23 protein-coding genes and 1 pseudogene are annotated in these 23,538 nt (G+C 62.3%); 15 read left to right on the top strand and 9 right to left on the bottom strand.

Annotated features, from left to right (window positions below; genetic code table 11):
- Positions 1 to 216: 216 nt before the first annotated feature.
- Positions 217 to 336 (top strand): annotated as a pseudogene (locus HKD46_RS18775) (molecular chaperone); the annotation flags it as partial.
- 34 nt (positions 337 to 370) lie between these two features.
- On the opposite strand, the gene leuE reads toward HKD46_RS18775, so the two are convergent.
- Positions 371 to 1,009, bottom strand: coding sequence for a leucine efflux protein LeuE (leuE, locus tag HKD46_RS18770; RefSeq protein ID WP_010672336.1), 639 nt, complete (start codon positions 1,007 to 1,009; stop codon positions 371 to 373).
- A gap of 211 nt (positions 1,010 to 1,220) precedes the next feature.
- Here leuE and HKD46_RS18765 point away from each other — a divergent pair, with 211 nt between their 5' ends.
- Positions 1,221 to 2,441: an MFS transporter gene (locus tag HKD46_RS18765; RefSeq protein ID WP_109422377.1), complete on the top strand. Its 1,221-nt coding sequence runs from the start codon at positions 1,221 to 1,223 to the stop codon at positions 2,439 to 2,441.
- Between the two features lie 230 nt (positions 2,442 to 2,671).
- On the opposite strand, the gene HKD46_RS18760 is transcribed toward HKD46_RS18765, so the two are convergent.
- Both HKD46_RS18760 and ftnA read right to left on the bottom strand, forming a co-directional pair.
- Positions 2,672 to 3,856, bottom strand: coding sequence for an NAD(P)/FAD-dependent oxidoreductase (locus tag HKD46_RS18760; protein ID WP_045522679.1), 1,185 nt, complete (start codon positions 3,854 to 3,856; stop codon positions 2,672 to 2,674).
- A gap of 162 nt (positions 3,857 to 4,018) precedes the next feature.
- A complete protein-coding gene (ftnA, locus tag HKD46_RS18755; RefSeq protein ID WP_010672333.1) occupies positions 4,019 to 4,543 on the bottom strand; it encodes a non-heme ferritin in 525 nt (174 codons plus the stop codon).
- Positions 4,544 to 4,752: 209 nt separating this feature from the next.
- On the opposite strand from ftnA, the gene HKD46_RS18750 reads away from it, so the two are divergent.
- On the top strand, positions 4,753 to 6,537 hold the full coding sequence (locus HKD46_RS18750) for a GGDEF domain-containing protein (protein ID WP_041214204.1): 1,785 nt from the start codon (positions 4,753 to 4,755) through the stop codon (positions 6,535 to 6,537).
- Positions 6,538 to 6,555: 18 nt separating this feature from the next.
- Here HKD46_RS18750 and fabV read toward each other — a convergent pair whose 3' ends face one another.
- Positions 6,556 to 7,743 carry an enoyl-ACP reductase FabV gene (fabV, locus tag HKD46_RS18745; RefSeq protein ID WP_045522675.1) on the bottom strand — a complete coding sequence of 396 codons (1,188 nt, stop codon included), beginning with the start codon at positions 7,741 to 7,743 and terminating at the stop codon, positions 6,556 to 6,558.
- A 452-nt stretch (positions 7,744 to 8,195) separates the two neighbouring features.
- On the opposite strand from fabV, the gene HKD46_RS18740 reads away from it, so the two are divergent.
- Both HKD46_RS18740 and trpS read left to right on the top strand, forming a co-directional pair.
- On the top strand, positions 8,196 to 8,630 hold the full coding sequence (locus HKD46_RS18740; RefSeq protein WP_010672329.1) for a universal stress protein: 435 nt from the start codon (positions 8,196 to 8,198) through the stop codon (positions 8,628 to 8,630).
- A 191-nt stretch (positions 8,631 to 8,821) separates the two neighbouring features.
- A complete protein-coding gene (trpS, locus tag HKD46_RS18735) occupies positions 8,822 to 9,835 on the top strand; it encodes a tryptophan--tRNA ligase (RefSeq protein WP_109422379.1) in 1,014 nt (337 codons plus the stop codon).
- Here the strand turns inward: trpS and HKD46_RS18730 are convergent.
- Positions 9,814 to 10,788: a LysR family transcriptional regulator gene (locus HKD46_RS18730; protein ID WP_171865793.1), complete on the bottom strand. Its 975-nt coding sequence runs from the start codon at positions 10,786 to 10,788 to the stop codon at positions 9,814 to 9,816. The two genes, trpS and HKD46_RS18730, sit on opposite strands and share 22 nt — an antisense overlap.
- A 91-nt stretch (positions 10,789 to 10,879) precedes the next feature.
- On the opposite strand from HKD46_RS18730, the gene HKD46_RS18725 reads away from it, so the two are divergent.
- On the top strand, positions 10,880 to 11,779 hold the full coding sequence (locus HKD46_RS18725) for a DMT family transporter (RefSeq protein WP_161470536.1): 900 nt from the start codon (positions 10,880 to 10,882) through the stop codon (positions 11,777 to 11,779).
- Positions 11,764 to 11,925, top strand: a complete 162-nt coding sequence (locus tag HKD46_RS18720) for a hypothetical protein (RefSeq protein WP_010672325.1) — start codon at positions 11,764 to 11,766, stop codon at positions 11,923 to 11,925. The genes HKD46_RS18725 and HKD46_RS18720 overlap by 16 nt, the downstream gene beginning before the upstream one ends.
- 105 nt (positions 11,926 to 12,030) lie before the next feature.
- Here HKD46_RS18720 and HKD46_RS18715 read toward each other — a convergent pair whose 3' ends face one another.
- Entirely contained in the window at positions 12,031 to 12,501 is a 471-nt protein-coding gene (locus HKD46_RS18715) for a DUF6314 family protein (protein ID WP_161470551.1), read from the bottom strand.
- A gap of 42 nt (positions 12,502 to 12,543) precedes the next feature.
- Between HKD46_RS18715 and HKD46_RS18710 the strand changes: the two genes are divergently transcribed.
- Complete coding sequence (locus HKD46_RS18710; protein ID WP_053287971.1) at positions 12,544 to 13,398, top strand: carboxylate/amino acid/amine transporter; 855 nt, start codon at positions 12,544 to 12,546, stop codon at positions 13,396 to 13,398.
- A gap of 63 nt (positions 13,399 to 13,461) precedes the next feature.
- On the opposite strand, the gene HKD46_RS18705 is transcribed toward HKD46_RS18710, so the two are convergent.
- A complete protein-coding gene (locus HKD46_RS18705; protein ID WP_053287970.1) occupies positions 13,462 to 14,325 on the bottom strand; it encodes a sensor domain-containing diguanylate cyclase in 864 nt (287 codons plus the stop codon).
- Positions 14,326 to 14,494: 169 nt separating this feature from the next.
- Complete coding sequence (locus HKD46_RS18700) at positions 14,495 to 15,208, bottom strand: 3-deoxy-D-manno-octulosonic acid kinase (protein ID WP_010672321.1); 714 nt, start codon at positions 15,206 to 15,208, stop codon at positions 14,495 to 14,497.
- Positions 15,209 to 15,346: 138 nt separating this feature from the next.
- Between HKD46_RS18700 and HKD46_RS18695 the strand changes: the two genes are divergently transcribed.
- From HKD46_RS18695 to HKD46_RS18665, 7 genes are all read left to right on the top strand, one after another.
- Positions 15,347 to 16,447, top strand: a complete 1,101-nt coding sequence (locus tag HKD46_RS18695; protein WP_049637090.1) for a glycosyltransferase family 9 protein — start codon at positions 15,347 to 15,349, stop codon at positions 16,445 to 16,447.
- Positions 16,448 to 16,703: 256 nt separating this feature from the next.
- Entirely contained in the window at positions 16,704 to 17,330 is a 627-nt protein-coding gene (gene gmk / locus HKD46_RS18690; RefSeq protein WP_139700782.1) for a guanylate kinase, read from the top strand.
- 79 nt (positions 17,331 to 17,409) lie between these two features.
- Positions 17,410 to 17,685, top strand: a complete 276-nt coding sequence (gene rpoZ, locus HKD46_RS18685) for a DNA-directed RNA polymerase subunit omega (protein WP_005307060.1) — start codon at positions 17,410 to 17,412, stop codon at positions 17,683 to 17,685.
- A gap of 135 nt (positions 17,686 to 17,820) precedes the next feature.
- Positions 17,821 to 19,938 (top strand): bifunctional GTP diphosphokinase/guanosine-3',5'-bis pyrophosphate 3'-pyrophosphohydrolase, encoded by a 2,118-nt coding sequence (gene spoT, locus HKD46_RS18680; protein ID WP_042079042.1) that lies wholly within the window; start codon positions 17,821 to 17,823, stop codon positions 19,936 to 19,938.
- Positions 19,939 to 20,045: 107 nt separating this feature from the next.
- The gene (gene trmH / locus HKD46_RS18675; protein WP_049637082.1) at positions 20,046 to 20,789 is read left to right on the top strand and encodes a tRNA (guanosine(18)-2'-O)-methyltransferase TrmH; all 744 of its coding nucleotides are present in this window, start codon (positions 20,046 to 20,048) and stop codon (positions 20,787 to 20,789) included.
- Complete coding sequence (locus tag HKD46_RS18670; protein ID WP_049637083.1) at positions 20,779 to 21,819, top strand: alpha/beta fold hydrolase; 1,041 nt, start codon at positions 20,779 to 20,781, stop codon at positions 21,817 to 21,819. The genes trmH and HKD46_RS18670 overlap by 11 nt, the downstream gene beginning before the upstream one ends.
- Before the next feature lie 103 nt (positions 21,820 to 21,922).
- Positions 21,923 to 22,726, top strand: a complete 804-nt coding sequence (locus HKD46_RS18665; RefSeq protein ID WP_049637091.1) for a Cof-type HAD-IIB family hydrolase — start codon at positions 21,923 to 21,925, stop codon at positions 22,724 to 22,726.
- Between the two features lie 70 nt (positions 22,727 to 22,796).
- Here the strand turns inward: HKD46_RS18665 and HKD46_RS18660 are convergent, their stop codons facing one another.
- Positions 22,797 to 23,315, bottom strand: coding sequence for a ricin-type beta-trefoil lectin domain protein (locus HKD46_RS18660; RefSeq protein ID WP_043153707.1), 519 nt, complete (start codon positions 23,313 to 23,315; stop codon positions 22,797 to 22,799).
- Between the last annotated feature and the right edge of the window lie 223 nt (positions 23,316 to 23,538).

Genomic DNA, 23,538 nt, shown 5'->3' with positions numbered 1-23,538 from the left:
GATGTTATTCACGCTGGCCAACCTGTTTCAGGCGGACCAAATGATACGTCAGTGGGAGAGATCTCACTAAAAACTGGGAATAACGCCTTAAATGGCGAAGAAACGGTCTAAATAGGCTGATTCAAGGCATTTACGGGAGAAAAGATCGGCTCAAACTGAAAAAATGAAATGACTGAGTCAGCCGAGAAGAATTTCCCCGCTTATTCGCACCTTCCCAAGTACCTGCTGCCCGGGGAGACCTACCACAATCCCGGGATCAATCAACCGGGCAACCAGAAGCTCATCGTCTACCAGTCCCGCTTCATCCCGGTGGGCAAGGATTGCTGGCCAGACTAGGTGCCCGACACCGGACGGTCAGCAATCCCCAGGGTCAGGAGGAGAGCGTCGCCAGCCTGGCCGCAAACCCCATGAAGAAGAGGCCGATAAGGCCGTTGCCGAGACGGGCCGCCGTCTGGCGCTGACGGAAAAAGCGGGCCATCAGGGTACCGCCGAAGATCAGCAGGGTCAGGTAGACGAAGCTCATCGCTTCCAGCATGCCAGCCAGCACCAGGTAGGATATCCAGGTGTGGGCATAGCTGAAGTCGATGAACTGCACGAAGAAAGAGACGTAGAACAGAATCGCCTTGGGATTGGTGAGGCTCAGGGTGAGGGCCTTGGTAAAATAGCGCTCACCGGGATCCATCTCGGACGCCGGTCCCGCCTTTTTGGCGATGAAGTTCGCGTGCAGGATCTTCACCCCCAGATAAAGCAGGTAGATGGCGCCCAGATAGCGCACCAGGGTAAACAGCAATGGGGTGGTGCGAATGAGGGACGCGATCCCCAGATAGGCGCAGAAAATGAGGATGGCATCGCCGACGAAGACGCCGAGGGCGGCGCGATAACCCGGGCCTATGCCGCGCACGGCACCGGTTCGCAGCACGTAGAGGGAGTTCGGGCCCGGGGCGATGATGATGAAGAAGAGACCGACCAGATAGGTCCAGACGTTGATGACACCCAGGCTTTCGAACATGTTCCCTCCATGGCGGGTGATGGGCCGGATAACGGCGGCAGGCCTTCTATACTAATCCGCCCCGCGCCAAGCACAAGATCTGACCAGCCATCCACACGCCGTCAGCATGAACGGCCTGCGCGCCACGCGAACGCAATCCGGGCGTTCGCCCACTTTGGTTATGTCCAGATACGCCGGGATAGGGCATGGTAGAGGGAGTGATACCCCAGCCATGGACAAAACCTTGAGTACCGACACCCCGATCACCGCCCCGCCCGCGGTGGACAACCCGACTACCACCGCTTATCCGGTGATCGCCGCCATCAGCTTCTCGCACCTGTTGAACGACATGATGCAGTCGGTACTGCTGGCCATCTATCCCCTCCTGAAGCTGGGGCTCGATCTGTCGTTCACCCAGATAGGTCTCATCACCCTCACCTACCAGTTCACGGCCTCGCTGCTGCAACCCCTGATCGGCCTCTATACCGACCGCAGACCCATGCCCTACTCCCTGCCTCTGGGCATGGGCTTCACGCTGGTGGGGCTGCTCTACCTGTCGCAGGCAGGCAGCTTTGGCGCCGTGCTGTTGTCGGCCATGCTGATCGGCATGGGCTCCTCCGTCTTCCACCCGGAATCCTCCCGGGTCGCCCGCATGGCGGCCGGCAACCAGCCCGGTCTGGCCCAGTCTCTGTTCCAGATCGGCGGCAATCTGGGATCGGCCATCGGCCCCCTGCTCGCGGCGCTCATCATAGTGCCGAAGGGACAGGGTAGTGCGGCCTGGTTCTCGTTGTTCGCACTCATCGGGGTCATCGTGCTCAGCTTCGTCGGCCGCTGGTCCAGCCACCATGCCGCCAGCTTCCATCGGCGGATGAGGGCCCATGCCGGCACCGGCCTGAGCCGCCGCCAGATTGGCTGGTCACTGGCCATCCTCGGTCTGCTGATGTTCTCCAAGTTCTTCTACATGGCCAGCCTGAGCAGCTATTACACCTTCTACCTGATGGACAAGTTCCACCTGTCGCTGGAGAGCGCCCAGCTCTATCTGTTCGCCTTCCTGTTTGCCGTCGCGGCGGGGACCGTGCTCGGCGGGCCACTCGGCGATCGCATCGGTCGCAAGCGGGTGATCTGGATCTCCATCCTCGGCGTCGCTCCCTTCACCCTGCTGCTGCCCCACGTCGACCTGTTCTGGACCTCGGTGCTGTCGATCGTCATCGGCCTCATCCTGGCGTCGGCCTTCTCCGCCATCCTGGTCTACGCCCAGGATCTGGTACCCGGCAAGTTCGGTACCATTTCCGGCCTCTTCTTCGGCTTCGCCTTCGGCATGGGAGGGATAGGGGCCGCCCTGCTGGGCAAATTGGCCGATGCCACCAGCATCGAAACCGTCTATCAGGTCTGCGCCTATCTGCCCCTTATTGGCCTGCTGACCGCCTTCCTGCCCAATATCAGGAGAGGCTAGAGGCCAAGCGGCCGCCAGCAACCGACCATAAAAAACGCGGCCTGAGCAGGCCGCGTCTGGTTCCATCACTCGGGCCGCCTGACACAGCCCGATCCGCTCGGACTCATCCGCCGAGCCTCTTTGTCAGCAATACGGCCTCTCCACCCAACCGCTAGGAACCACAACCTCATTGGGCGTTGTCACCCGAGAGGCCGCTGACGGGGCCATTCACCGCAGGGCCGCGGCATCCCTCAGCAGTACTGGCCTGCCACCCAGCCCGACGACCAGGCCCACTGGAAGTTGTAACCACCGAGCCAGCCGGTCACATCCACCACTTCGCCGATGAAGTAGAGGCCGGGCACGGTGCGCGCCTCCATGGTCTTGGAGGAGAGCGCGTTGGTATCCACTCCCCCCAGGGTCACTTCAGCGGTGCGATACCCTTCGGTGCCGTTGGGCAGGATCTGCCAATCCCCCAGCAGGGTGGCCACCGCCTCCAGCTCCCGTTCGTTGTACTGGCGCATCGGCTTGCTCACCAGCCATCCCAGCTCCACCAGCTTGTCGACGAAGCGCTTGGGCAGCTCGCGCCCCAGCACGGTTTTCAGCTCCTGGGCAGGATGGGCCTGGGCCCAGGTCTTGAGGGTCTCTGGAATGTCAAGATCCGGCAGCAGGTTGATGTGGATCTTCTCCCCCGCCAGCCAAAAAGAGGAGATCTGCAGGATGGCGGGGCCGGAGAGCCCGCGATGGGTGAACAGCATGGCCTCCTTGAAGCGGGTGCCATCCTCGGCGGTCACCGCCACCGGCAGGCTGACCCCCGCCAGATCGGCGAAGGCCTCCTTGTCGGCCTGATGCAGGGTAAAGGGCACCAGCCCGGCGCGAGTCGGCAACACGGTGAGGCCGAACTGCTCCGCCAGCTTGAAGCCGTAAGGGGTGGCACCGAGTTTCGGCATGGAGAGACCGCCGGTGGCGACCACCAGCGACGAGCAGGCGATCTCCCCCTTGCTGGTGTCGAGCACGAAGCCTTCATCTGTCTTGCTGACGGTGAGGATCTCGGTCTGGAACTGCAGGGTCACGCCAGCCCAGTCGCACTCGGTCAGCAGGATGTCGACGATATCCTTGGCGCTGTCGTCGCAGAAGAGCTGGCCCAGCGTCTTCTCGTGGTAGTTCAGGCCATGCCTGTCCACCAGATCGATGAAATCCTGCTGGGTATAGCGCGCCAGCGCCGATTTGCAGAAGTGGGGGTTGGCCGAAAGGAAGGCATGGGGACCCGCCTGATGATTGGTGAAGTTGCAGCGACCGCCGCCGCTGATGAGGATCTTGCGGCCCGGCTTCTTGGCGTTGTCGAGCACCAGCACGGAGCGACCCCGGTAGCCAGCCTGGGCCGCACACATCAATCCGGCCGCCCCGGCACCGATCACCACCACATCCACCTGTTTCATCGTCACTCACCCATCAAAAGAAAAACGGCCCCTTTACCTTAAAGGACCGTCATTGTACCCGGCAGACACCAGCACAGCGGTACAAGGACACCTGCAAATAGAAAACGGCCCCTTTACAAGGGGCCGTCATTGTACTGACTGAACACTAAGTGTCCACGACTATCAGGCGTTGCCGTCCATGATGCTGGCCGGGGCGCCCTTGGCCAGCTCGGCCAGCTCCTTGTCGATGAAATAGAGGCCCTTGCCATCCTCGCCCACCAGGCTCAGACGGTCGACGATGCTCTTGAACAGCTTCTCTTCTTCGTGCTGCTCGGCCACGTACCACTGCAGGAAGTTGAAGGTGGAGTAATCCTGGGTGGTGAAGGCGACGTGGGCCAGACCGTTGATGCACTTGGTGATGTGATACTCGTGCTCCAGGGTGGTGCGGAAGATGTCACCCAGGGACTTGAATTCATGGGGAGGCGCTTCGATGGCCCCCAACACCGGCATGGCGCCGGTCTCGCTCACGTAGGTGAACAGGCGCTCCATGTGCTGGCGCTCCTCGACCGCATGCTGGCGCAGGAAGGTGGCGGCCCCCTCGAAGCCCTTGTCCTCGCACCAGGCGCTCATCTGCAGGTAGAGGTTGGAGGAATAGAATTCAAGATTAATCTGCTCGTTCAACTTCTCGATCATGGCTTTGGCCAACATGATGATTCTCCACTGTGATTTGCCCACGATTGTCGCCACTGTTTCATCCTGACGCAACCAGAGACAACCGACGCACCCCGCAGTTGCGACGACTTTTCACCTCATCCTCTCCCCCATACGGTTATAGAGAAGCAAAGAAACATGGTGTAGGTGACATCAGCCATTATGATGGCGCCATTGGTCGGGGAAAGGATTCAATGAGATTCATAATGGCACTGGCGCTGCTCTGGATGACCCAGTTGCAGGCAGCTCCCTCCTTGCTGAAAGAGGCTGAATTGCAGGCGGCGCGCGATCCCGTCGGCTATCTGCAGCGCCTCGACGCCAGTCCCCAGCAGGATATGGAACTGTTCTACGCCAGGTCCCTGGCCCAGGCAGCCCTTGGCCGCTATCCCCAGGCACAGCGCGACAATGCCCGCGCCCGCGGTCTGGCCAATGCCCAGCAGGAGACCCTTCGCCTGCTCGACTTCCGGTTGCAGCAGATTGCCCTGACCCTGGATGCCGATACGCCGGATCAGGCGCTCGAGCTCCTCACCCAGCTCTGGCCAGCGGTCAGGCATCACCCCAGGCAAGTCTCGGAGTGGCATGCCCTCAACGGGCTCGCCCTCTACCGTACCCAGCAGATGAAAGAGGCGATCCTCGAGCTCAAGACCGCCTATCACCTCAAGCAAAAAGAGCCGGGTTCCATCCTCTCCACCTTGCAGTGCGGCCGTCTGCTGATGACCCTCGGCAACCTCTATGCGGACCTCAATCTCTACCGTGAGGCCGAGACCTATTATCAGGATGCCCTCGGCCAGATGGTGCAGCTCAACGAACCCAACAGCCAGGCCATCATCCGGGCCAACATGGCCAGGCTCTACATCGACATGGGTCAGCCTGCCAGGGCCAGCCAGTTGCTCGATACCCTGCTGGCCACGCCGAGCCTGTCACCCCACTATCGTGCCATCGTCCTCGGCTACCAGGCCATGGTGTTCAACGCACGGGCGGACTGGCACGCCGCCTGGCGCAGCCTGGAGGAGGCACAAGCCATCTATGACAGGCTGGATAGCCCGCAGGCGGCCTCCCGTCTGACCGAGATCCGGGCAAGAACCCTGCTGGGTCGTGGCGAGAAGCAGCTGGCCCTGCAACTGCTGATGGAGCACACCGCCCCTCTCTCCATGGATGGTCGGGCGATGCAGGCCAGGTTGCTGGCCGATCTGGGCCGCTACCCCGAGGCCTACGGGGCCATGACCCGCTACATGCAGTACTACAAGCAGCACTTCAACCAGACCCTGAGCCAGCACGCGGCCGCCTTCCAGGTCGAGATGGATCTGGCTCGCAGCGAGGCCAGCAATCGCGCGTTGCAGCAGGAAAACGAGAGCAAGCGCCAGCAACTGCTCTACCAGCAGAGTGCCCGCTACTACCAATTGCTGCTGCTGGTGCTGCTGGCCGTCGCCCTGATCCTGCTCGGGCTCACCACCCGCAGGCTCCACCGCAGCTCGCGCCACCTCTACAAGCTCGCCACCTTCGATCAGCTGACCGGGCTGCCCAACCGGCGCGCCCTGCTGGAGAGACTGGGTCAGCAGTGGCTGCACGAAACGCCCCTGACCCTGCTCATCATCGACATCGATCACTTCAAGCAGATCAACGACAAGCATGGTCACCAGGCGGGGGATCAGGCTATCCGGCAGTTGGCCAGGGAGCTCAAGAGCTGGGCGCCGGACCAGCAATTGATCGGGCGCTGGGGCGGGGAAGAATTTCTGGTGGCCATGACCCAGGACGGGGCCACCTGCTGGCGGCTGGCGGAGCAGCTGAGAAGCCGGATCGCCTACCTGGCCGCCCCCCACATGACCATCAGCATCGGGGTGGCGGAACGCTCGACGCAGGATGACAGCCTGAGCCAGCTCATCCATCGGGCCGACATGGCCATGTATCAGGCGAAGCGCCAGGGGCGCAACCAGACCGTGCTGGCCCAGTCTCCCCACCTTTCCCCTGAACTGGCCTGCAACGTCGCCTGATGCCCCCTCGTGCGGGTGTCAGGGCGTCAGCTCAGTGAGTGACGCCACGTTCACCGGCGCACCGTAATCCACCCCCGGCAGCTCGAAGCCGTTGAGCTGCATGAACTCCTGGCGCAACCCGGCAAAATCCCCCAGGGTGCGGAAGTTCTCCGGCGTCACCTTGGGCCAGAGCGCCGAGACGGCGGCCTGCACCGCTGGCTCAAGCTCGTGGTCATCCATCCGGATCAGCCGGTTGCCATCGGCGACGACCCCTCTGGGCCCGTACATCTTGTCGGCAAACAGCCGCTGCATCTGCTCGATGCAGCCCTCGTGGACACCACGCTCCTTCATCACCCCCATCAACAGGCCCAGATAGACAGGCAGCACCGGAATAAACACGCTCGCCTTGGTCACCAGCGCCTTGCAGACCGACACCCAGGCATGACCGCCAATCCCGGCAAGTTGCAGGTTGATGGTCTCGGCGGTGGCGTGCAGGTGCTCCTTGGCATAGCCGATGGTGCCGTCCCGATAGAGGGGATAGGTGGACTCGGGGCCGATATAGGAGTAGGCAACGGTCCGGGCGCCGGGGGCCAGGCAATCCGCCTGCTGCAATGCCTGCATCCAGCGCTGCCAGTCCTCGCCCCCCATCACGGTGACGGTGTCGCGGATCTCCTCCGGGGTGGCTGGCACCAGCGACTGCTGCACCAGCGCATCGTGCTCCAGATCCAGCCCCCAGCCTTGCAGCGGCTGGCCTGTGGTCTTGAGCACCGAGCGTACCTGTGTGCCATCCGGCATCACCCTGACTCCGCTCGCCAGTGAATAGACCACAAGATCCACCTGCCCGAGCTGCTGGCGGATGACGTCGATGGCCTGCTGGCGCATGGTGTCGGAGAAGGCATCCCCGATCAGGTTGACGGCGATGCGACCGGCTTGCTCCGCCGCCTGACGAAACCAGATGTTGTTGTACCAGCCAGCACTGCCGAGCCCCTTGTCGGAGGGACCCCGCTCGAACGAGACGCCCAGGGTATCGGCCCCGGCGCCGAAGGTGAGCGCGATCCGGGACGCCAGCCCGAAACCGGACGATGCCCCCAGCACCAGCACCCGTTTCGGCCCGTTGAACGGCCCCGCCGCCCGCACCTGTTCGATCTGTTGCAGCACGGCGGCGCGACAACCCATGGGGTGGCAATTGCGGGCAACACAACCCTGGATCTGGGGATGAATGATCATGAAGGACTCTCCGGTGCATCGGTGGGACATGAGAAACGGCCATGACAGCGTCACCCGGTTGCAGGTGAGGAGCCCTGGCCGTTTTGCCAAGGGAACTGGCTACAGCATAACCAAGGGGGGCGGGATTACCTTGATGTCGGACGGGATATGGGCTGGAAGAGGGCAGAAAAACAAAAGGGAGCGCGAGGCTCCCCAAAGCGGTATTCAGATGCTTTTTGTTGTTTTGTGTTCATTGCGAAGCACGGGCACATCCTATTCCCCCACCTTCCCGGGGGCAATAGCACGCCTGTGACCGGCGTCAAACTCCTGTTCAAAATATGCACTCCCCGGCCACCTGCACCTCTACGCCTTCCGGTTCGGGGTCAGGCAAATCCTGAAACTGTGGCGACGATGCCGTTTTAGTTTCAGCAGACATTGGTATAGTGGACCCAGGATCAGTGAGGAGAACTCCCATGAATGGAACCTATTACAAACACGTACTGGCCGCGATCGACCTGTCGGAAGACAACCGCAAGGTGATCGAGAAGGCGGTCGACCGGGCCCGCTCCAACGGCGCCAAGCTGTCGGTGATCCATGTGGATGTGGACCTCAAGGATCTCTACACCGAGATGATCGACATCGACATCGACAACGTGCAGGACCAGGTGATCGCCGAAGCGAAGGAGAAGCTGGAAGCCTTCCTCGCCTCGGTGGACTACCCCATCGAGAAGAAGCTGGTGATCTGCGGCGATCTGAGCGAGCGGGTCAACCAGGCGGTCAAGGACTACCAGATCGACCTGCTGGTGTGCGGCCATCGCCAGAGCTTCTGGAGCCTGCTCACCTCGAGCGCACGCCAGCTGATGAATACCGTGCCCTGCGACATGCTGGTCGTGCCCTTGCAGAAGTGATCGAACAGGCGTAGTGTGATTTGCCATGAATATGACCTCATTCAATCACAACTACTGGTGGTGCTGCTTCTAAACAGGCGGCACTGCTTTTCTATGTAAAATTTCCAAAAGAAAACACCGTGACCGCCGAGAGGCGGTCATTGTTTTCATCTCTTTGTCGCCTCCCGGCTCACCCAACTGGAGAGAGTGACATGCACAACCCCGTGATCCTGACCGGTGACCGCCCCACCGGCAAACTGCACATCGGCCATTACGTCGGCTCCCTGCGCCAGCGCGTGGCCGCCCAGCACCATTACCGCCAGTTCGTCATGATCGCCGATCTGCAGGCGCTGACCGACAACGGCCACAACCCGGCCAAGGTGACCGATCACGTGCTGGAGGTGATGGCCGACTACCTGGCCTCTGGCCTCGACCCGGCCAAGACCACTTTCTGTCTCCAGAGCGCCCTGCCCGCCCTCGCCGAACTCACGACCTACTACCTCAACCTGGTCAGCGTCGCCCGGCTGGAGCGCAACCCCACGGTGAAGGCCGAGATCCAGCAAAAAGGGTTCGAGCGCAGCCTGCCCGCCGGCTTCCTCGTCTATCCGGTCAGCCAGGCCGCCGACATCACCGCCTTTCGTGCCACTCACGTGCCGGTGGGCGAGGATCAGCTGCCCATGCTGGAGCAGACCAACGAGATAGTGCGCCGCTTCAACACCCTGGTGGGCAAAGAGGTGCTGACCGAGTGCCAGCCCATCCTGAGCGACACCGGCCGCCTGCCCGGCATCGACGGCAAGGCCAAGATGTCAAAGTCCCTTGGCAACACCATCGAACTCGGCATGTCGAGCGACGAGATCAGGCAGGCGGTGTTCGCCATGTATACCGACCCCAACCACCTCAAGGTGAACGATCCGGGTCAGGTGGAAGGCAATACGGTGTTCGCCTATCTGGATGCCTTCCACCCCGACAAGACCCTGGTGGCCGAGATGAAGGCCCACTACCAGCGCGGCGGTCTGGGGGACATGCGCTGCAAGCAGGTACTCAACGACTGCCTGCAGACCCTGCTTGCTCCGATGCGGGAGCGGCGCGAGGCAGCCATCGCCGACAAGCGCCAGCTGCTGCGCCTGTTGCAGCAGGGCACCGAGCAGGCCCGGTCCCTCACCGACGAGGTGCTGGCCGAGGTGAAGGGGGCGATGGGGCTGGACTACTTCTCCGGATTGGCGTGATCTGCCCCCTGCGGCGCGGGATGGCCGAGCGCATCCGCGCCGTAGCGCTCCTTCGCCAGCCGGTGCAACAACCCCTTGAACCAGCCGATCGCCTCGTCATGGGCACTGAGCGGGTGGCCCGCCATCAGGTAGACGATGGGGATGGCGGGTTCCAGCTGGTGCAGGCGCAACGGATAGTGGCGACAGAAGTGGCGCCCGATCATCTCGGGCACCACCACCAGGTAGCGGCCGGTCGCCATCAGCGGCGGTACCGCCATAAAGCTCGGCAGCCTGACCCCCAGCTCCCGCTCCACCCCGAAACGGGCCAGCCAGAGATCCACCATGGCCTGGCTGTGGCCCCAGCTGGAGGTGTGGATATGGGGGCGGCTGACCAGTTCTCCCGGCCCCAGCATGTCGGGCAGGGCGCTGCCGAGGGGCGACAAACAGACCAGCGGATTGCTGAACCACTCCTCGCGCCACAACCGGGGCGAGAGGTGGTTGGCACCGGCAAACCCGATCACCAGATCCAGTTCCCCCTTCTCCAACTCCCGCTCGTAGTCGCTGTCCGCCAGCTCGCACACTTCCAGTCGGCAGTGGGGAGCCTGCTGCACCATCCACTCCACCAGCACCGGCACCAGGCCGTGCTCCACCGAGCCCGGGGTGGCGATGCGAAAGATCCGCCGGGCACTTGCCGGGTCGAATCCCTTGGCATGACGCAGCCCCTGCTCCAGCATGGCCAGCGCCTGGCGCACCGGGCTCGCCAGCGCCTTGGCCCGTTCGGTCGGCATCATCTCGCGCCGGCTCATCACGAACAGGGGGTCATCCAGCGCCTGGCGCAAGCGCCCCAGCGCATGGCTGACGGTGGACTGGGAGAGGTGCAGCCGTTCGGCGGCACGGGTGACGTTGCGCTCCTGCATCAGCATGTCGAACACGGTGAGCAGGTTGAGGTCTAGGCGGGAGAGGGGCAGTTCCATCGATATTGGCCATAGTTGAATGACGACAATTCATTTTTGGCATAGTAGCAGATTGCATAGAATGCGCAGGCGAATTACATCGGAGATTCAAATGCGTAGCTATCTGTTGTTGCTGGCGATCGGCCTGTTGTGGGGCTCCCAGTTCATTTTCATGCACCAGGCCGTGGCTGAACTGCCCCCCATCATGGTGGCCGCCGGACGCGCCCTGTGCGGCAGCCTGACCCTGGGTCTGCTCTGCCTGTTCATGCGCCTCAAGAGTGAACACACACCCTGGCGAACCTATATGCTGATCGCCCTGCTCGACGCCACCATCCCCTTCATCATGGTGGCCTGGGGACAACAGTATGTGGACAGCGCCATCGCGGCCGTGGTCATGGGTTGTATCCCCTTTGTGACCATTCTGGCGGCTCCCTTGTTTATTTCTGGTGAAAGAATCACCAAGGGCGGCCTCATCTCCGTGATCATCGGCTTCATCGGCGTGCTGGTACTGTTCTGGCCCAAGCTGACCAGCGGCATGAATGCCGGCCTGCTTGGTGCCATGGCCATCCTGTTCGGTGCCAGCTGCTTCGCCATCGGCCTGCTGATGATCAAGCGCTTCGCCAAGGACCATCCTGTGGTCGTGGCCCGCAACATCCTGATTTCCTCAGCCATCCAGCTGCTGCTGGCCGCGCCCTTCGTGGCCGACCTGAGCACCCTCACCCTGCCGAGCCAGCAGGCCATGGGCGCCGTCGTCATGCTAGGGATCTTCTGTACCGGCCTGGTCTACTTCCTCTACATGGCGCTGATCCAGAAGGCGGGCCCGACCTTCGCCTCCTTCAGCAACTACCTGGTGCCGCTGTTCGGCGTCATGCTGGGAGCCCTGTTCCTCGGCGAGCAGATCCAGTCCACCACGGGCGTGGCGCTTGCCCTTATCCTGGGTTCGGTCGCCCTCAACCAGTGGGCACAGCAGCGCCGCCAACAGCGGGAGGCTGCCCTATGTCAGGCATCCTGACCACCCTCTGCGGCGGTCTGGTACTGATAGCCGGCTGGCAGTATCGCCACCGGCTGGCCGGGGTGCTGGGTCTGCTGATGGTGCTGCTGCCCTGGTTCTTCGACAGCAAGCTGCAAGCCATGCTGAACTATGCACTGAATGCCTGAAGACCCTCTCTGCGTGTGTGACGAGAGTGTATCTCTCCTGTTTTTGGGACCGTTTTAACAAAACCTCCGATTTGTCCCCTCTACCGGCGCCCTGCGCCGGTTTTTTTATCTCTGCGCCTCTGGTCCGTAGCGATAACTCAACCGCTCGTTCTTGCGCGGCCCCGTTATCTGCCAGGTGAGCAGGAAACCCTCGCCGGTTTCGGTCAGCTCGGCGCTGTAGTGATCCTGCCCGCACAGGTGAGGCTCGGCCGTGACCCAGTGCCCGTCCCCCCGGGGCAACAGCTCGAACAACATCACCGGCTGCTCGTAGCGCAGGTGGGAGAGCATGATCCCCCGTGCGGTGCGCTGCCACCAGAAGCGGTTGTGCATGGTCAGCTCCCGGCCATGGGGCGTGGTGTAGCGACCCGTCTCGGCATACAGCCACCCCCCATAATGATCGGTCACCACCACGGCCCCCTCCCCGCGACCGCACCAGTCGGTGGCGGATCCGGCCCCGTTGCTCGCCTCGAAGGCAAATGCTCCGATCTGTGACAACCCTTCCCATAAACGCTGGATCGCGCCTTCCAACTCGGCCATCATAGCGCCCTCCAAATTGACAACTGACGACAATTCAATCACATGAACTACTTGATAGGGGTTACCCTGCTCTGGTCCTTCTCCTTCAGCCTGATCGGGGTCTACCTTGCCGGTCAGGTGGATGCCTACTTCTCGGTACTGACCCGCATCGTGCTCGCCAGCCTGGTGTTTCTGCCCTTCCTGCGCCGGCGCTGGCTGCGCCCCGATCTGGTGGCCAAGCTGATGGCCCTCGGTGCCATCCAGCTCGGCATCATGTATCTCTTCTACTACCACTCCTTCCTGCTCTTGACGGTACCGGAAGTGCTGGTGTTCACCATCTTCACCCCCATCTATGTCACCCTGATCCACGACCTGCTGGAAGGGCGCTTCAAGCCTGTCTATCTGTGGGGAGCCCTGCTGGCGGTGCTGGGGGCGGCCGTCATCCGTTTCGACGGCCTGACCGAAAACTATGTACTGGGATTCCTGGTGGTGCAGGGCGCCAACGTCTGCTTCGCCCTGGGCCAGGTAGGCTACAAGGTGCTGCTGGCCCGGGAGGCTGAGCAGCCGCCCCAGCTGGCGGTGTTCGGCTGCTTCTATCTGGGCGCCCTGGTGATCGCCCTGCCCGCCTGGTGGCTGCTGGGCAAACCTCAATATCCCGCCAGCTCCCTGCAATGGGGCATCCTCTTCTGGCTGGGGGTCGGGGCATCCGGGCTCGGCTACTTCCTGTGGAACAAGGGGGCGACCCTGGTCAGCAGCGGCGTGCTGGCCATCATGAACAACGCCTTGATCCCCGCGGGTCTGCTGGTCAATCTGGTGCTCTGGGGAAAGGATACCGACCTGCTCAGGCTCGGTCTGGGCGCCCTGCTGATGCTGGCTTCTCTCTGGGTCTGCCAGCGTCAGCAGGTCAGTGAGCGCTGACTGAAAACCATTGACGCTGATGGGTCCATCGGCGTCAATGGGTACGCGGACACTGACTGGCCGTCAGCCGACCACGGCGTTGTGTTCCCGCTTCGCCTGACCGTGGCAGGAGGCCAACCGGGCCAGCAGGTGATCGAGCTGCTCGGCACTCTGGCTCTGCACCAGGCCGATGCTCACGGTCACCGGGCGCTGGGGCAGCAGGCTGGCGTCGGCGATCTCGAGACGCAGCCGCTCGGCAATCTCCAGGCCGCTCAACCGATCGGTCTGGGAGAGCATCAGGATGAAGCCGTCTTCGTCCCAACGGGCGAAGGGATCTTCCCGGCGCAGCTCGCGGCGCACGATGCGGGCCAGCTTGGCCAGCATGGCGTCGCAGGCCGCCTCCCCGAACAACTGCAGGATCTTGCTGCGGTGATCCACGCTGAACTGCAGCAGACAGAAACTGCCGCTCTCGCTGGCCAGCCGTTCATCCAGCAACAGCTCGAAGTGGCTGCGGCTCTCGAGGCCGGTGAGGGGATCCGTGTCATGGCGATCCTCCAAGGGCGCCATGGCGGCATCCAGATGGCGAACCACCCCCAGCAGTTGACCCCCTTCGTCGCGACGGACCCGCTCCTCCAGCCGGATGTAATGGCCCTGATGGTGCAGGATGCGGTACTCGAGTCGAAGCCCGTTGCTGCGCCCATGCTGACAGGCCTCCAGGGCCTCTGCCAGACGGGGAGCATCATCCGGATGTACCCGATCCAGCCAGCCGAGATCTCCCAGCTCGCCTCCCTCCAGACCCAGCAGTTGCAGACAGGAAGGGTCCCGCCTCAGACCCTGCCCGGCCGACCAGGTCCAGATCCCGGCCTCCAACATCGCCATGGCCTGTGCCATCAGCGTCACCTCAAGGGGAGTGGTGACCTCAACCCCGGGAGTCTCATACCTTTCCATCACGCGCCTCGAAACCGGATCTGAATATCTGTCCAAGCAATCACACTCAATAAGTAACATTGGTGCTGGCGCCGAGCAACCGCGCCAGCATCGCTGGCCTCGCACCTCTCGCCTCTGGTGGTCAGCCATCAGGGCTTGCCAGCCTCCAGCTACGAAGTGAAACCCGACGTCACGCCACCTTGCCCTGATAGCCTGCCATCAGCGCCTGCCAGTTCTCCGGCACGAAGTGGAAGCTGGTGTGCAGTTGCGACTCCTTGTTGAAGGAGCGCAGCAACCGCTCCAGGTTGGCCTGCTGCCAGTTGCCGGGGGAGCGGATGGCTCCTTTGTCGAAGTCGATCACCCACACCTTGCCCTCCTTGTCGAGCAGCAGGTTGTGGCTGTTGAGATCCGCATGATAGACCCCTGCATCGTGCAACTGGCGCACCGTTTTGCCTATCTTGTGCCACACCTCACCGGCGATCGGCCCCTGCTTGAGCAGGGCCACCAGATCCTTGGCGCCGCGAATACGCTCGATCAGGATGTCGGCCCGATAGAAGGGCCCCTGCTTGACCATGCGGGCCGCAAAGGGGCGCGGCACCGGCAGCCCCTGTTCACTCAGGGTCGCCAGCAGACGATATTCAGCCATGGCCCGGCTGCTCTCCACCCCTTCAAACCAGAACCGGTCACGCACCAGCTTGCCCACCATGCCGCCACGGTAGTAGTGACGCAGCACCAAGTGACGGGACTCATCCTTCACGAACCAGGTCACCCCGCGGCCGATGGAAGAGCCCACCACCTGGCGATGGGTCTGCCACCAGACAGGATCGAACAAGGCAGGGGAAGGATCGCGGAAGACTCCGTCGGCATACCAGCAGACCTGGTTGTGGGTGGTGTGTGTCAGCATGATGAGAATTCCGGTCGATAGTGGGTGCAGGGCATCCATTCAGAAAGCCGTGCCGGTCGGGCAACCGGCGCAATTTTACAATCCACAGGGGAGTTTGCATAATGCCATCCATCCATTTTGCCATCGTTGCGCCACATCATGCCGCTGTTCCAAACGCCGCCCTCCTCCATCTGCATCCTGCGGCTCTCCGCCATCGGAGATTGCTGCCACGCGCTGGCGCTGGTGCGCGTCATCCAGCGGGAGTGGCCCCAGACCCGCATCACCTGGATCACCGGCAAGATTGAGGCGACCCTGTTCGCCGATCTGCCGGGGGTCGAGGTCATTCCCTTCGACAAGAGCAAGGGGTGGCGCGGCTATCGCGATCTCTGGCAGACCCTCAAGGGGCGCAGGTTCGATGCCCTGCTCCACCTGCAGGCCGCCATGCGCGCCAGCATCGCCACCCTCGGCATCAAGGCCAAGGTCAAACTCGGGTTTGATCGGGAGCGCGCCAGCGACGGTCAGTGGTTGTTCACCAACCATCGGGTCCCCTCACCCGCCTCCCCCCACGTGCTGGACGGCTTTCTCGCCTTCGCCAAAGAGCTCGGGATAAAAGATCTGACCCCGGACTGGCAACTGCCCATCAGCGCCGAGCACCAGACCTGGGCCCGGGAGAAGGTGGGTGGTAAGCCGACCCTGCTCATCTGCGCCGCTGCCAGCAAGGCATTCAAGAATTGGACTGCCGCCGGCTACGCCGCGCTGGCGGATCACGCCGCAGACAAGGGCTTTCAGGTCTATCTGTGCGGCGGACCGGCCAGGCTGGAGCGGGATCTCGCCGCCGAGATCCAGCGCCTCAGCCAGAGCAAGCCGGAAGATTTGGTGGGGCAGACCAGCCTCAAGCAATTGCTGGCGCTGATTGGCGAGGCGAGCCTGGTGCTGGCCCCGGATACCGGCCCGGCCCACATGGCCACCCTGGTGGGGACACCCGTGATCGGCCTCTACGCCCACCACAACCCCGCCCGTACCGGCCCCTATCTGTGCCGGGATTATCTGGTCAGCGTCTATCAGGAACTGATTGAGCAGGAGACCGGCAAGCCGCTGGCCGAGCTCGGCTGGCGCACCCGCCTCAAGGATCCGGACGCCATGGCCAAGATAAGCCGCGAGCGGGTCATCGCCGCCTTCGACCGCCTCTGTACCGACAAGCATCTTCTACCGACCCAGGGCAACTCGGAAATTCCGAGCCCTGGCGCAGGGATAATCTGATGGCCCGGCCCCGGCTCCGTGGGCAGAATGGCCCTCTATGCGGGTAACGCCCGCACAGCAAGCTACGGATATTTTGATCGGCTGGAATATGATTCCGGCCGTTTTTTTATCCGCCCCCATCTGCTAACATTCGCCACCTTTACATCCTCCTGACTCTGATTCCTCCGCGCATTGCGAGCAACCGTCTCCCTTATCGGGCACAAGACGGCGGCCTCTGCTACAACCAAAGCGCGGATCATCGCTTAAAGGTACAGACATGGCGCAACAAGGCACTCTCTATATCATCTCTTCCCCGAGCGGGGCCGGTAAGTCCAGCCTGCTCAATGCCTTGCTGACCCAGCACAACGCCGCCGGCAAGATGCAGCTATCGGTTTCCCACACCACCCGCGCCACCCGTCCCGGTGAAGAGCACGGGGTGCACTACCACTTCGTCAAGGTGGAAGAGTTCAAGGCGCTGATCGAGCGCGGTGACTTTCTGGAGTGGGCAGAAGTCTTCGGCAACTACTACGGCACTTCCCGCGCCGCCATCGAGGCCTGTCTGGCGCAGGGCATCGACGTCTTCCTCGACATCGACTGGCAGGGTGCCCGCCAGATCCGCGAACTGATGCCGACCAAGTCCATCTTCATCCTGCCCCCCAGCCGCGAGGAGCTGGAGCGCCGCCTGATCGGCCGCGGCCAGGACAGCGCCGAGGTGATCAAGGGCCGGATGGAGAAAGCCATTGCCGAAATGGTGCACTACGACGAGTATGACTATGTCATCATCAATGAAGACTTTGATCAGGCACTGTTCCAGCTCAGGGCCGTCATAGAGTGCCAGCGCCTGGAAATGCGTCAGCAACAGCAGGCCCAGCAAAACTTGCTGAAACAGCTACTGGCAGAGTAAGCCAAAAACAAGTAAACTTTTGCGTCATTTTTAAACACCGCTTTTTCAATCACAGAAAGCCCAAACACTGGAGTCCCGCATGGCCCGCGTTACTGTAGAAGATGCTGTAAAACAGGTAGGTAACCGTTTTGACCTGGTGCTGGTCGCCGCGCGCCGCGCTCGTCAAATCGCGGTACAAGGCAAGGATCCCCTGGTCGACGAAGAGAACGACAAGCCGACCGTGATCGCCCTGCGCGAGATCGAACTGGGTCTGGTCAACAACCAGGTGATGGATACTCAGGACCGCTACGAGCAGCAAGAGCAGGAAGCCGCCGAGCTGGCTGCCGTTGCTGCCATCGCAGAAGGTCGCGGCTAAGTCAGTCGCTTCCCATAGTCGGCGCCCGCCCGGGTGCCGGCTGTTCTCCCCATTTACAACCGCTCGAAAACCTCGCAAACTCGAGGGCATACCCTCAATTTCACGGATTGCCGTTTAACCGCTGCGGGGACTGTCTTGTATTTATTTGAAAATCTTAAAGAAATAGCCAGTTCCTACCTGCCACCCGAGCAGGTTGAGAAGCTCAGGCAAGCCTATGTGGTAGCCCGTGATGCTCACCAGGGACAGATGCGTTCCAGTGGTGAACCCTACATCACCCACCCCGTTGCCGTGGCCCGCATCCTGGGCGACATGCGCCTCGATCATGAGACTCTGATGGCTGCCGTGCTGCACGACGTCATCGAAGATACCCCGGTCACCAAGGACGACCTGGCCGAGCTGTTTGGCAACGCGGTCGCCGAACTGGTGTCCGGCGTCTCCAAGCTCGACAAGCTCAAATTCCGCGATCGCAAGGAAGCCCAGGTCGAGAACTTCCGCAAGATGATGATGGCCATGACCCAGGACATCCGGGTCATCCTGATCAAGCTGGCCGACCGCACTCACAACATGCGTACCCTCGGCTCCTTGCGACCGGACAAGCGCCGCCGCATCGCCCGGGAAACCCTCGAGATTTTCGCCCCCATCGCCAACCGCCTCGGTATTCACACCATGAAGAACGAGCTGGAAGAGCTCGGTTTCGAGGCGCTCTACCCCATGCGCTCCCGGGTACTGCGGGAATCGGTGCGCCGCGCCCGTGGCAACCGGCGCGAGATCATCGACTCCATCCAGAGCGAGATTGAGGGGCGTCTGCGGGAAGCCGGTATCGATGCCCAGGTGAGCGGACGCGAGAAGAACCTGTTCTCCATCTACAACAAGATGGAGAAGAAAGAACTGCAATTCCACGAAGTGATGGATATCTATGCTTTCAGAGTGAGAGTGAAAGACATAGACACCTGCTACCGGGTGCTTGGGCAGATGCACAGCCTCTACAAGCCGCGCCCCGGTCGCTTCAAGGATTACATCGCCATCCCCAAGACCAACGGCTACCAGTCCCTGCACACCTCCCTGGTGGGGCCCCACGGGGTACCGGTGGAGGTGCAGATCCGCACCGAGTTCATGGACCAGATGGCTGACAAGGGCGTCGCCGCCCACTGGGCCTACAAGCAGGATGGGGACAGCTCGGGTACCACGGCCCAGATCCGCGCCCAGCGCTGGATGCAGAGCCTGCTGGAGCTGCAACAGAGCGCCGGCAGCTCCTTCGAGTTCATCGAGGGGGTCAAGACCGACCTCTTCCCCGACGAGATCTACGTCTTCACACCGGAGGGCCGCATCATGGAGCTGCCCGCCGGCGCCACCCCGGTGGACTTCGCCTACACGGTGCACACCGACATCGGTCATGCCTGCGTCGGTTCGCGGGTCGACCGCCACCCCTATCCGCTGAGCAGCCCGCTGCACTCCGGTCAGACGGTGGAGATCATCACGGCCCCCGGCGCCCGCCCGAACGCGGCCTGGCTCAACTTCGTGGTGACCACCAAGGCGCGCTCCAAGATCCGTCAGTTCCTGAAGAACCTGCGCACCGAAGAGTCTGTGGTGCTGGGTCGTCGCCTGCTCAACCATGCGCTGGGCGCCAAGAACATCGAAGACATCCCGGAAGCCCGCGTCAAGCAGGTGCTGGCCGACACCAAACACGAGAACCTGCAGGGGCTGCTGGCCGACGTGGGCCTTGGCAACGCCATGAGCGTCATGGTGGCCCGCCGCATGCTGGGGGATGAGCTGCCGCCGGAAGAGCAGCCCAAATCCACCAGCAAGAAGATGCCGATCAAGGGGGCCGACGGCATGCTGGTCACCTTCGCCAACTGCTGCCGCCCCATCCCGGGGGACGCCATCATCGCCCACATCAGCCCGGGCAAGGGACTGGTGATCCACCAGGAGTCCTGCCGCAACATCAAGGGCTACAGCCGCGAACCGGACAAATACCTGCCGGTGCAGTGGGAGGTGGACAAGGAGCAAGAGCAGGAATTCCGCACCGGCATCAGCATCGAGATCGTCAACCACCAGGGCGCCCTGGCGGAGCTGGCCAACGTGATTGCCGCCACCGGCGCCAACATCCACGCCATCAGCACCGAGGAGAAAGATGGCCGGGTCTATGTGGTCACCCTGCTCATCACCACCAAGAGCCGGATCCACCTCGCCAACATCATGCGCAAGATCCGGGTCATGCCCAACGTGCTCAGGGTGAGCCGACAGAAAAACTGAACACAGGCGGCGCAAGCCGCCTGCTGCTTTTCAAGAGATACCCAGGGCCCCATGCCGCAGGCCACCAGCCTTGTTGCATACACCGGCCTCACGACATAGAAACCGACATGACTCCTGAACGCTTCAAACGCATTTCCGACATGCTGGCCCAGCGCCAGCTCGACCTGACCGTCTGCATGGAAGAGGTTCATAAACCTCACAACCTGGCCGCCATCGTGCGCACTGCCGATGCCATCGGCATCCACCGGGTGCATGCGGTCTGGCCCAAGAGCTGGATCCACAAGCGCAAGGGCACCGCCCGCGGCAGCCAGAACTGGGTGGACGTGAAGCTGCACCCGGACATCGGCAGTGCCGTGACCGAACTCAAGGCTTCCGGCATGCAGATCCTGGCGACCCACCTCTCCGACAGCTCCGTGGACTTTCGCGCCATCGACTACACCAGACCCACCGCCATCCTGGTGGGCCAGGAGAAGCACGGCATCGGCGAAGAGGCGCTGGCCCTGGCCGATCACCATATCGTCATCCCCATGGTGGGCATGGTGCAGTCCCTCAACGTCTCGGTGGCCGCCGCCGCCATCCTCTACGAGGCCCAGCGCCAGCGCGAGCTGGCCGGCTGCTATCAGCGCGGCTGTCCACTCAGCCTGGAAGAGCAGAACACCATCTTGTTCGAGGGGGGCTATCCCGTCTATGCCCAGCTCTGCAAGGAGAAAGAGATGCCCTACCCCCAGCTCGGTCCGGCCGGCGAGATCATGGCGGACGAACGCTGGTGGCAGCAGATGCAGCTGACCCGCAAGGGCTGGGCCGCCCAGCAATCGGATGATCCTTCGGAAGAGTACACTGATGAAGCTTAACCACCTGCCCCTGCTGGCCCTGACCCTGTTTTCTGCCGGAGCCCTTGCCGTGAGCAATCCTTACCAGCTGACCACTGAAGCCGACATCCCCGCCCTCTATCAGCAGACCCTGCCCGACTTCTGGCGCCAGCATGCCGTCGAGGGGGAGTTCAAGGGCAAGGACGGGGTCACCCTCCGCTATGCCGCCCTGCGCCAACCCAAGATCGATCGCGCCATCCTCATCGTCAACGGCCGGGTCGAGAGCTACCTCAAGTATCAGGAGCTGGCCTGGGATCTCTGGTGCCAGGGTTACAGCCTCTACCTCATCGATCATCGCGGCCAGGGAATGTCAGACCGCATGCTGGCCGACAAAGAGAAGGGGTATGTCGACCAGTTCGACGACTATGTCGCCGATCTCAAACAGTTTCATGACGAAGTGATTGTACCGGACAAGCCTGCCAAGCTGTTCCTGCTGGCCCACTCCATGGGGGGGGCCATCTCGGCCCGCTATCTGGAACGCTGGCCGAACGACATCCAGGCGGCGGTGCTCTCCTCCCCCATGATGGGCATCAACCTCGGCGGCCTGCCCAAGTGGCTGGCCAAGGGGTTGGCGGCCACCATCGGCACGGTCGGCGGCTGGGTGGGCGAGCCCCCCTACGGCCCGGGTCAGGGACCCTATGAGGATCACGGCTTTGCCGACAACGAGCTGACCCACAGCACGGTGCGTTATCAGGCCTTCCGCCAGATCTACGAGCAGCATCCCCAGGTCAGGCTGGGGGGCGCCACCGCCCACTGGATCCATCAGGCCATCACAGGATCGGACGCGGCCGTAGCCGACGCCGGCGCCATCAAGACGCCGCTGCTGCTGCTGCAGGCCGGCGAGGACAGCGTGGTGGACAACGCCGCCCAGGAGGCCTTCTGCGCCAAGGCCCAATGTGAAGGGAGCAAGCCGCTGCGCATCGAAGGGGCCTGGCACGAGCTCTTCATCGAGGCGGATCCCCAGCGCCAGGCCGCGCTCAATGCAACCCTGGCCTTCTTCGCACGCTACTGACGCGACCAGAAGGGGCTGGTTATTTTTTGGATCCCTAAATAAATGGGGTGACGGCAGACGCTGGGGTACACTCCCCCGGCGTTCAATTGAAGTCGAGGTAATGATGTTCAAGGTAGTTGTGTCCGATCTCGATGGTACCCTGCTCAACGGGCAGCACCAGATCTCCTCCCGCACCCGGGATACCCTGCACCGTCTGGTCGATCAGGGCGTCAAGTTCGTGGTCGCCACCGGCCGTCACCATGTGGATGTACGCAGCATCCGCGATGCACTGGGGCTGGATATCTACCTCATTACCTCCAACGGCGCCGTGGTACACGACAAGCAGGATCAGCTGGTCTACAACCAGGCGCTGCCGAGCACGGTGGCGGCCGAGCTGATCGCCATGGAGCGCGACCCATCCATCCACATCAACGTCTACTACGGCGACGAGTGGCTGGTGGAAGAGGAGCTGCCCTGGTTGCTGAAGTTCCATCACGACTCCGGCTTCAGCTACCGCCTGGCTGATCTCGCCAGCCACCCGAAGGACAGGGTCAACAAGGTGTTCTACATCGGCGACCACGACAAGCTGCTGAAGATAGAGGCGCACCTCAACCAGCAATATGGTGATCGACTCAACGTCACCTTCTCCCTGCCTGACTGCCTCGAGGTGATGCATGCCGGTGTGCACAAGGGTAATGCCGTGCGCGCCGTGCTGGAGCAGCACGGCCTGGAGATGTCACAGGCCGTGGCCTTCGGCGATGGCATGAACGACTTCGAGATGCTGAGCATGGTGGGCCGTGGTGTGGTCATGGGCAACGCCCACGATCGCCTCAAACTGGCCCTGCCAGAGCACGAACAGACCCTCACTTCCGATGAAGATGGCGTTGCCGTCTATCTGGAGAAACTGTTCGCCTCCCAGACCCGCTGATTAGGCATCCCCATCGCGGATCGAAAAAGGGTGGCCCATGTGGCCACCCTTTTTGTTTCTCGCTCTCTTGTCACCACGCCAGTGCCGGGTGCATCAGACGGTTCAACAGCGTGCCGGATGGCGTCCACTCAAAGCTCTGGTTGGCGCCGCCATAGCATTCGGCGAGGCGCAGGGGGACGGCCGGCTTATGACGGCGACCCGCCACATCCAGGCACAGCGACACCTGCCGATTAAACAGACGATCCCCCTGCCACTGCCATTGATGGCTCTCCTCCCGGCACACCTCCATCCCCAGACCATCTTCCCCTCTGGCGACCAGGCAATCCCCGGCCAGTTGCAGGGCGCCGACATCCCAGCTGAATGACTGGTTCGGTTGCTGATCGCAGGGCTGGGTCAGCAGACGGCCCTGCTCGCTCAGGGTCACGCAGAAGCCACCACTGGTTACCAAGGTGGCCTCGAGTTCGGCCTTTGGCTTGGGGGCGGCGCCCATCAGAAGATCTTCCGGTTTCGGCTGCAGGGCGCAACCACCCAGCAGCAGTGCGGCCATGGCCAGCACGGAGAGTTGAAGAGAAGTGATATGGTGATGCATAGGCCTTGTATCTGGTCCGTGCCCGAGCGTCCCCTGTCTCGCGGCTCCGGGCCCAGCATACCGAACTCGTGGCGAACAGGCGCCTGAAGAAGTGTAATACCAATCGGATTAAACATTAGGTCAGTTTTATCCAATCTCGGCTACAAAGTGACATCACCCGCTCCACATCGGCAATAAAGTGCTTCCAGGCCGATGTGCAGGCATCAAGGATGTCGTCGTAATC

Origin of the sequence: Aeromonas sp. TW 6, from assembly GCF_013168745.1 — a bacterium.
Taxonomy (GTDB): domain Bacteria; phylum Pseudomonadota; class Gammaproteobacteria; order Enterobacterales; family Aeromonadaceae; genus Aeromonas; species Aeromonas caviae.
The sequence above is the reverse complement of the archived record's forward strand: the minus strand, read 5'-3'. Positions and strand labels throughout refer to the sequence as shown.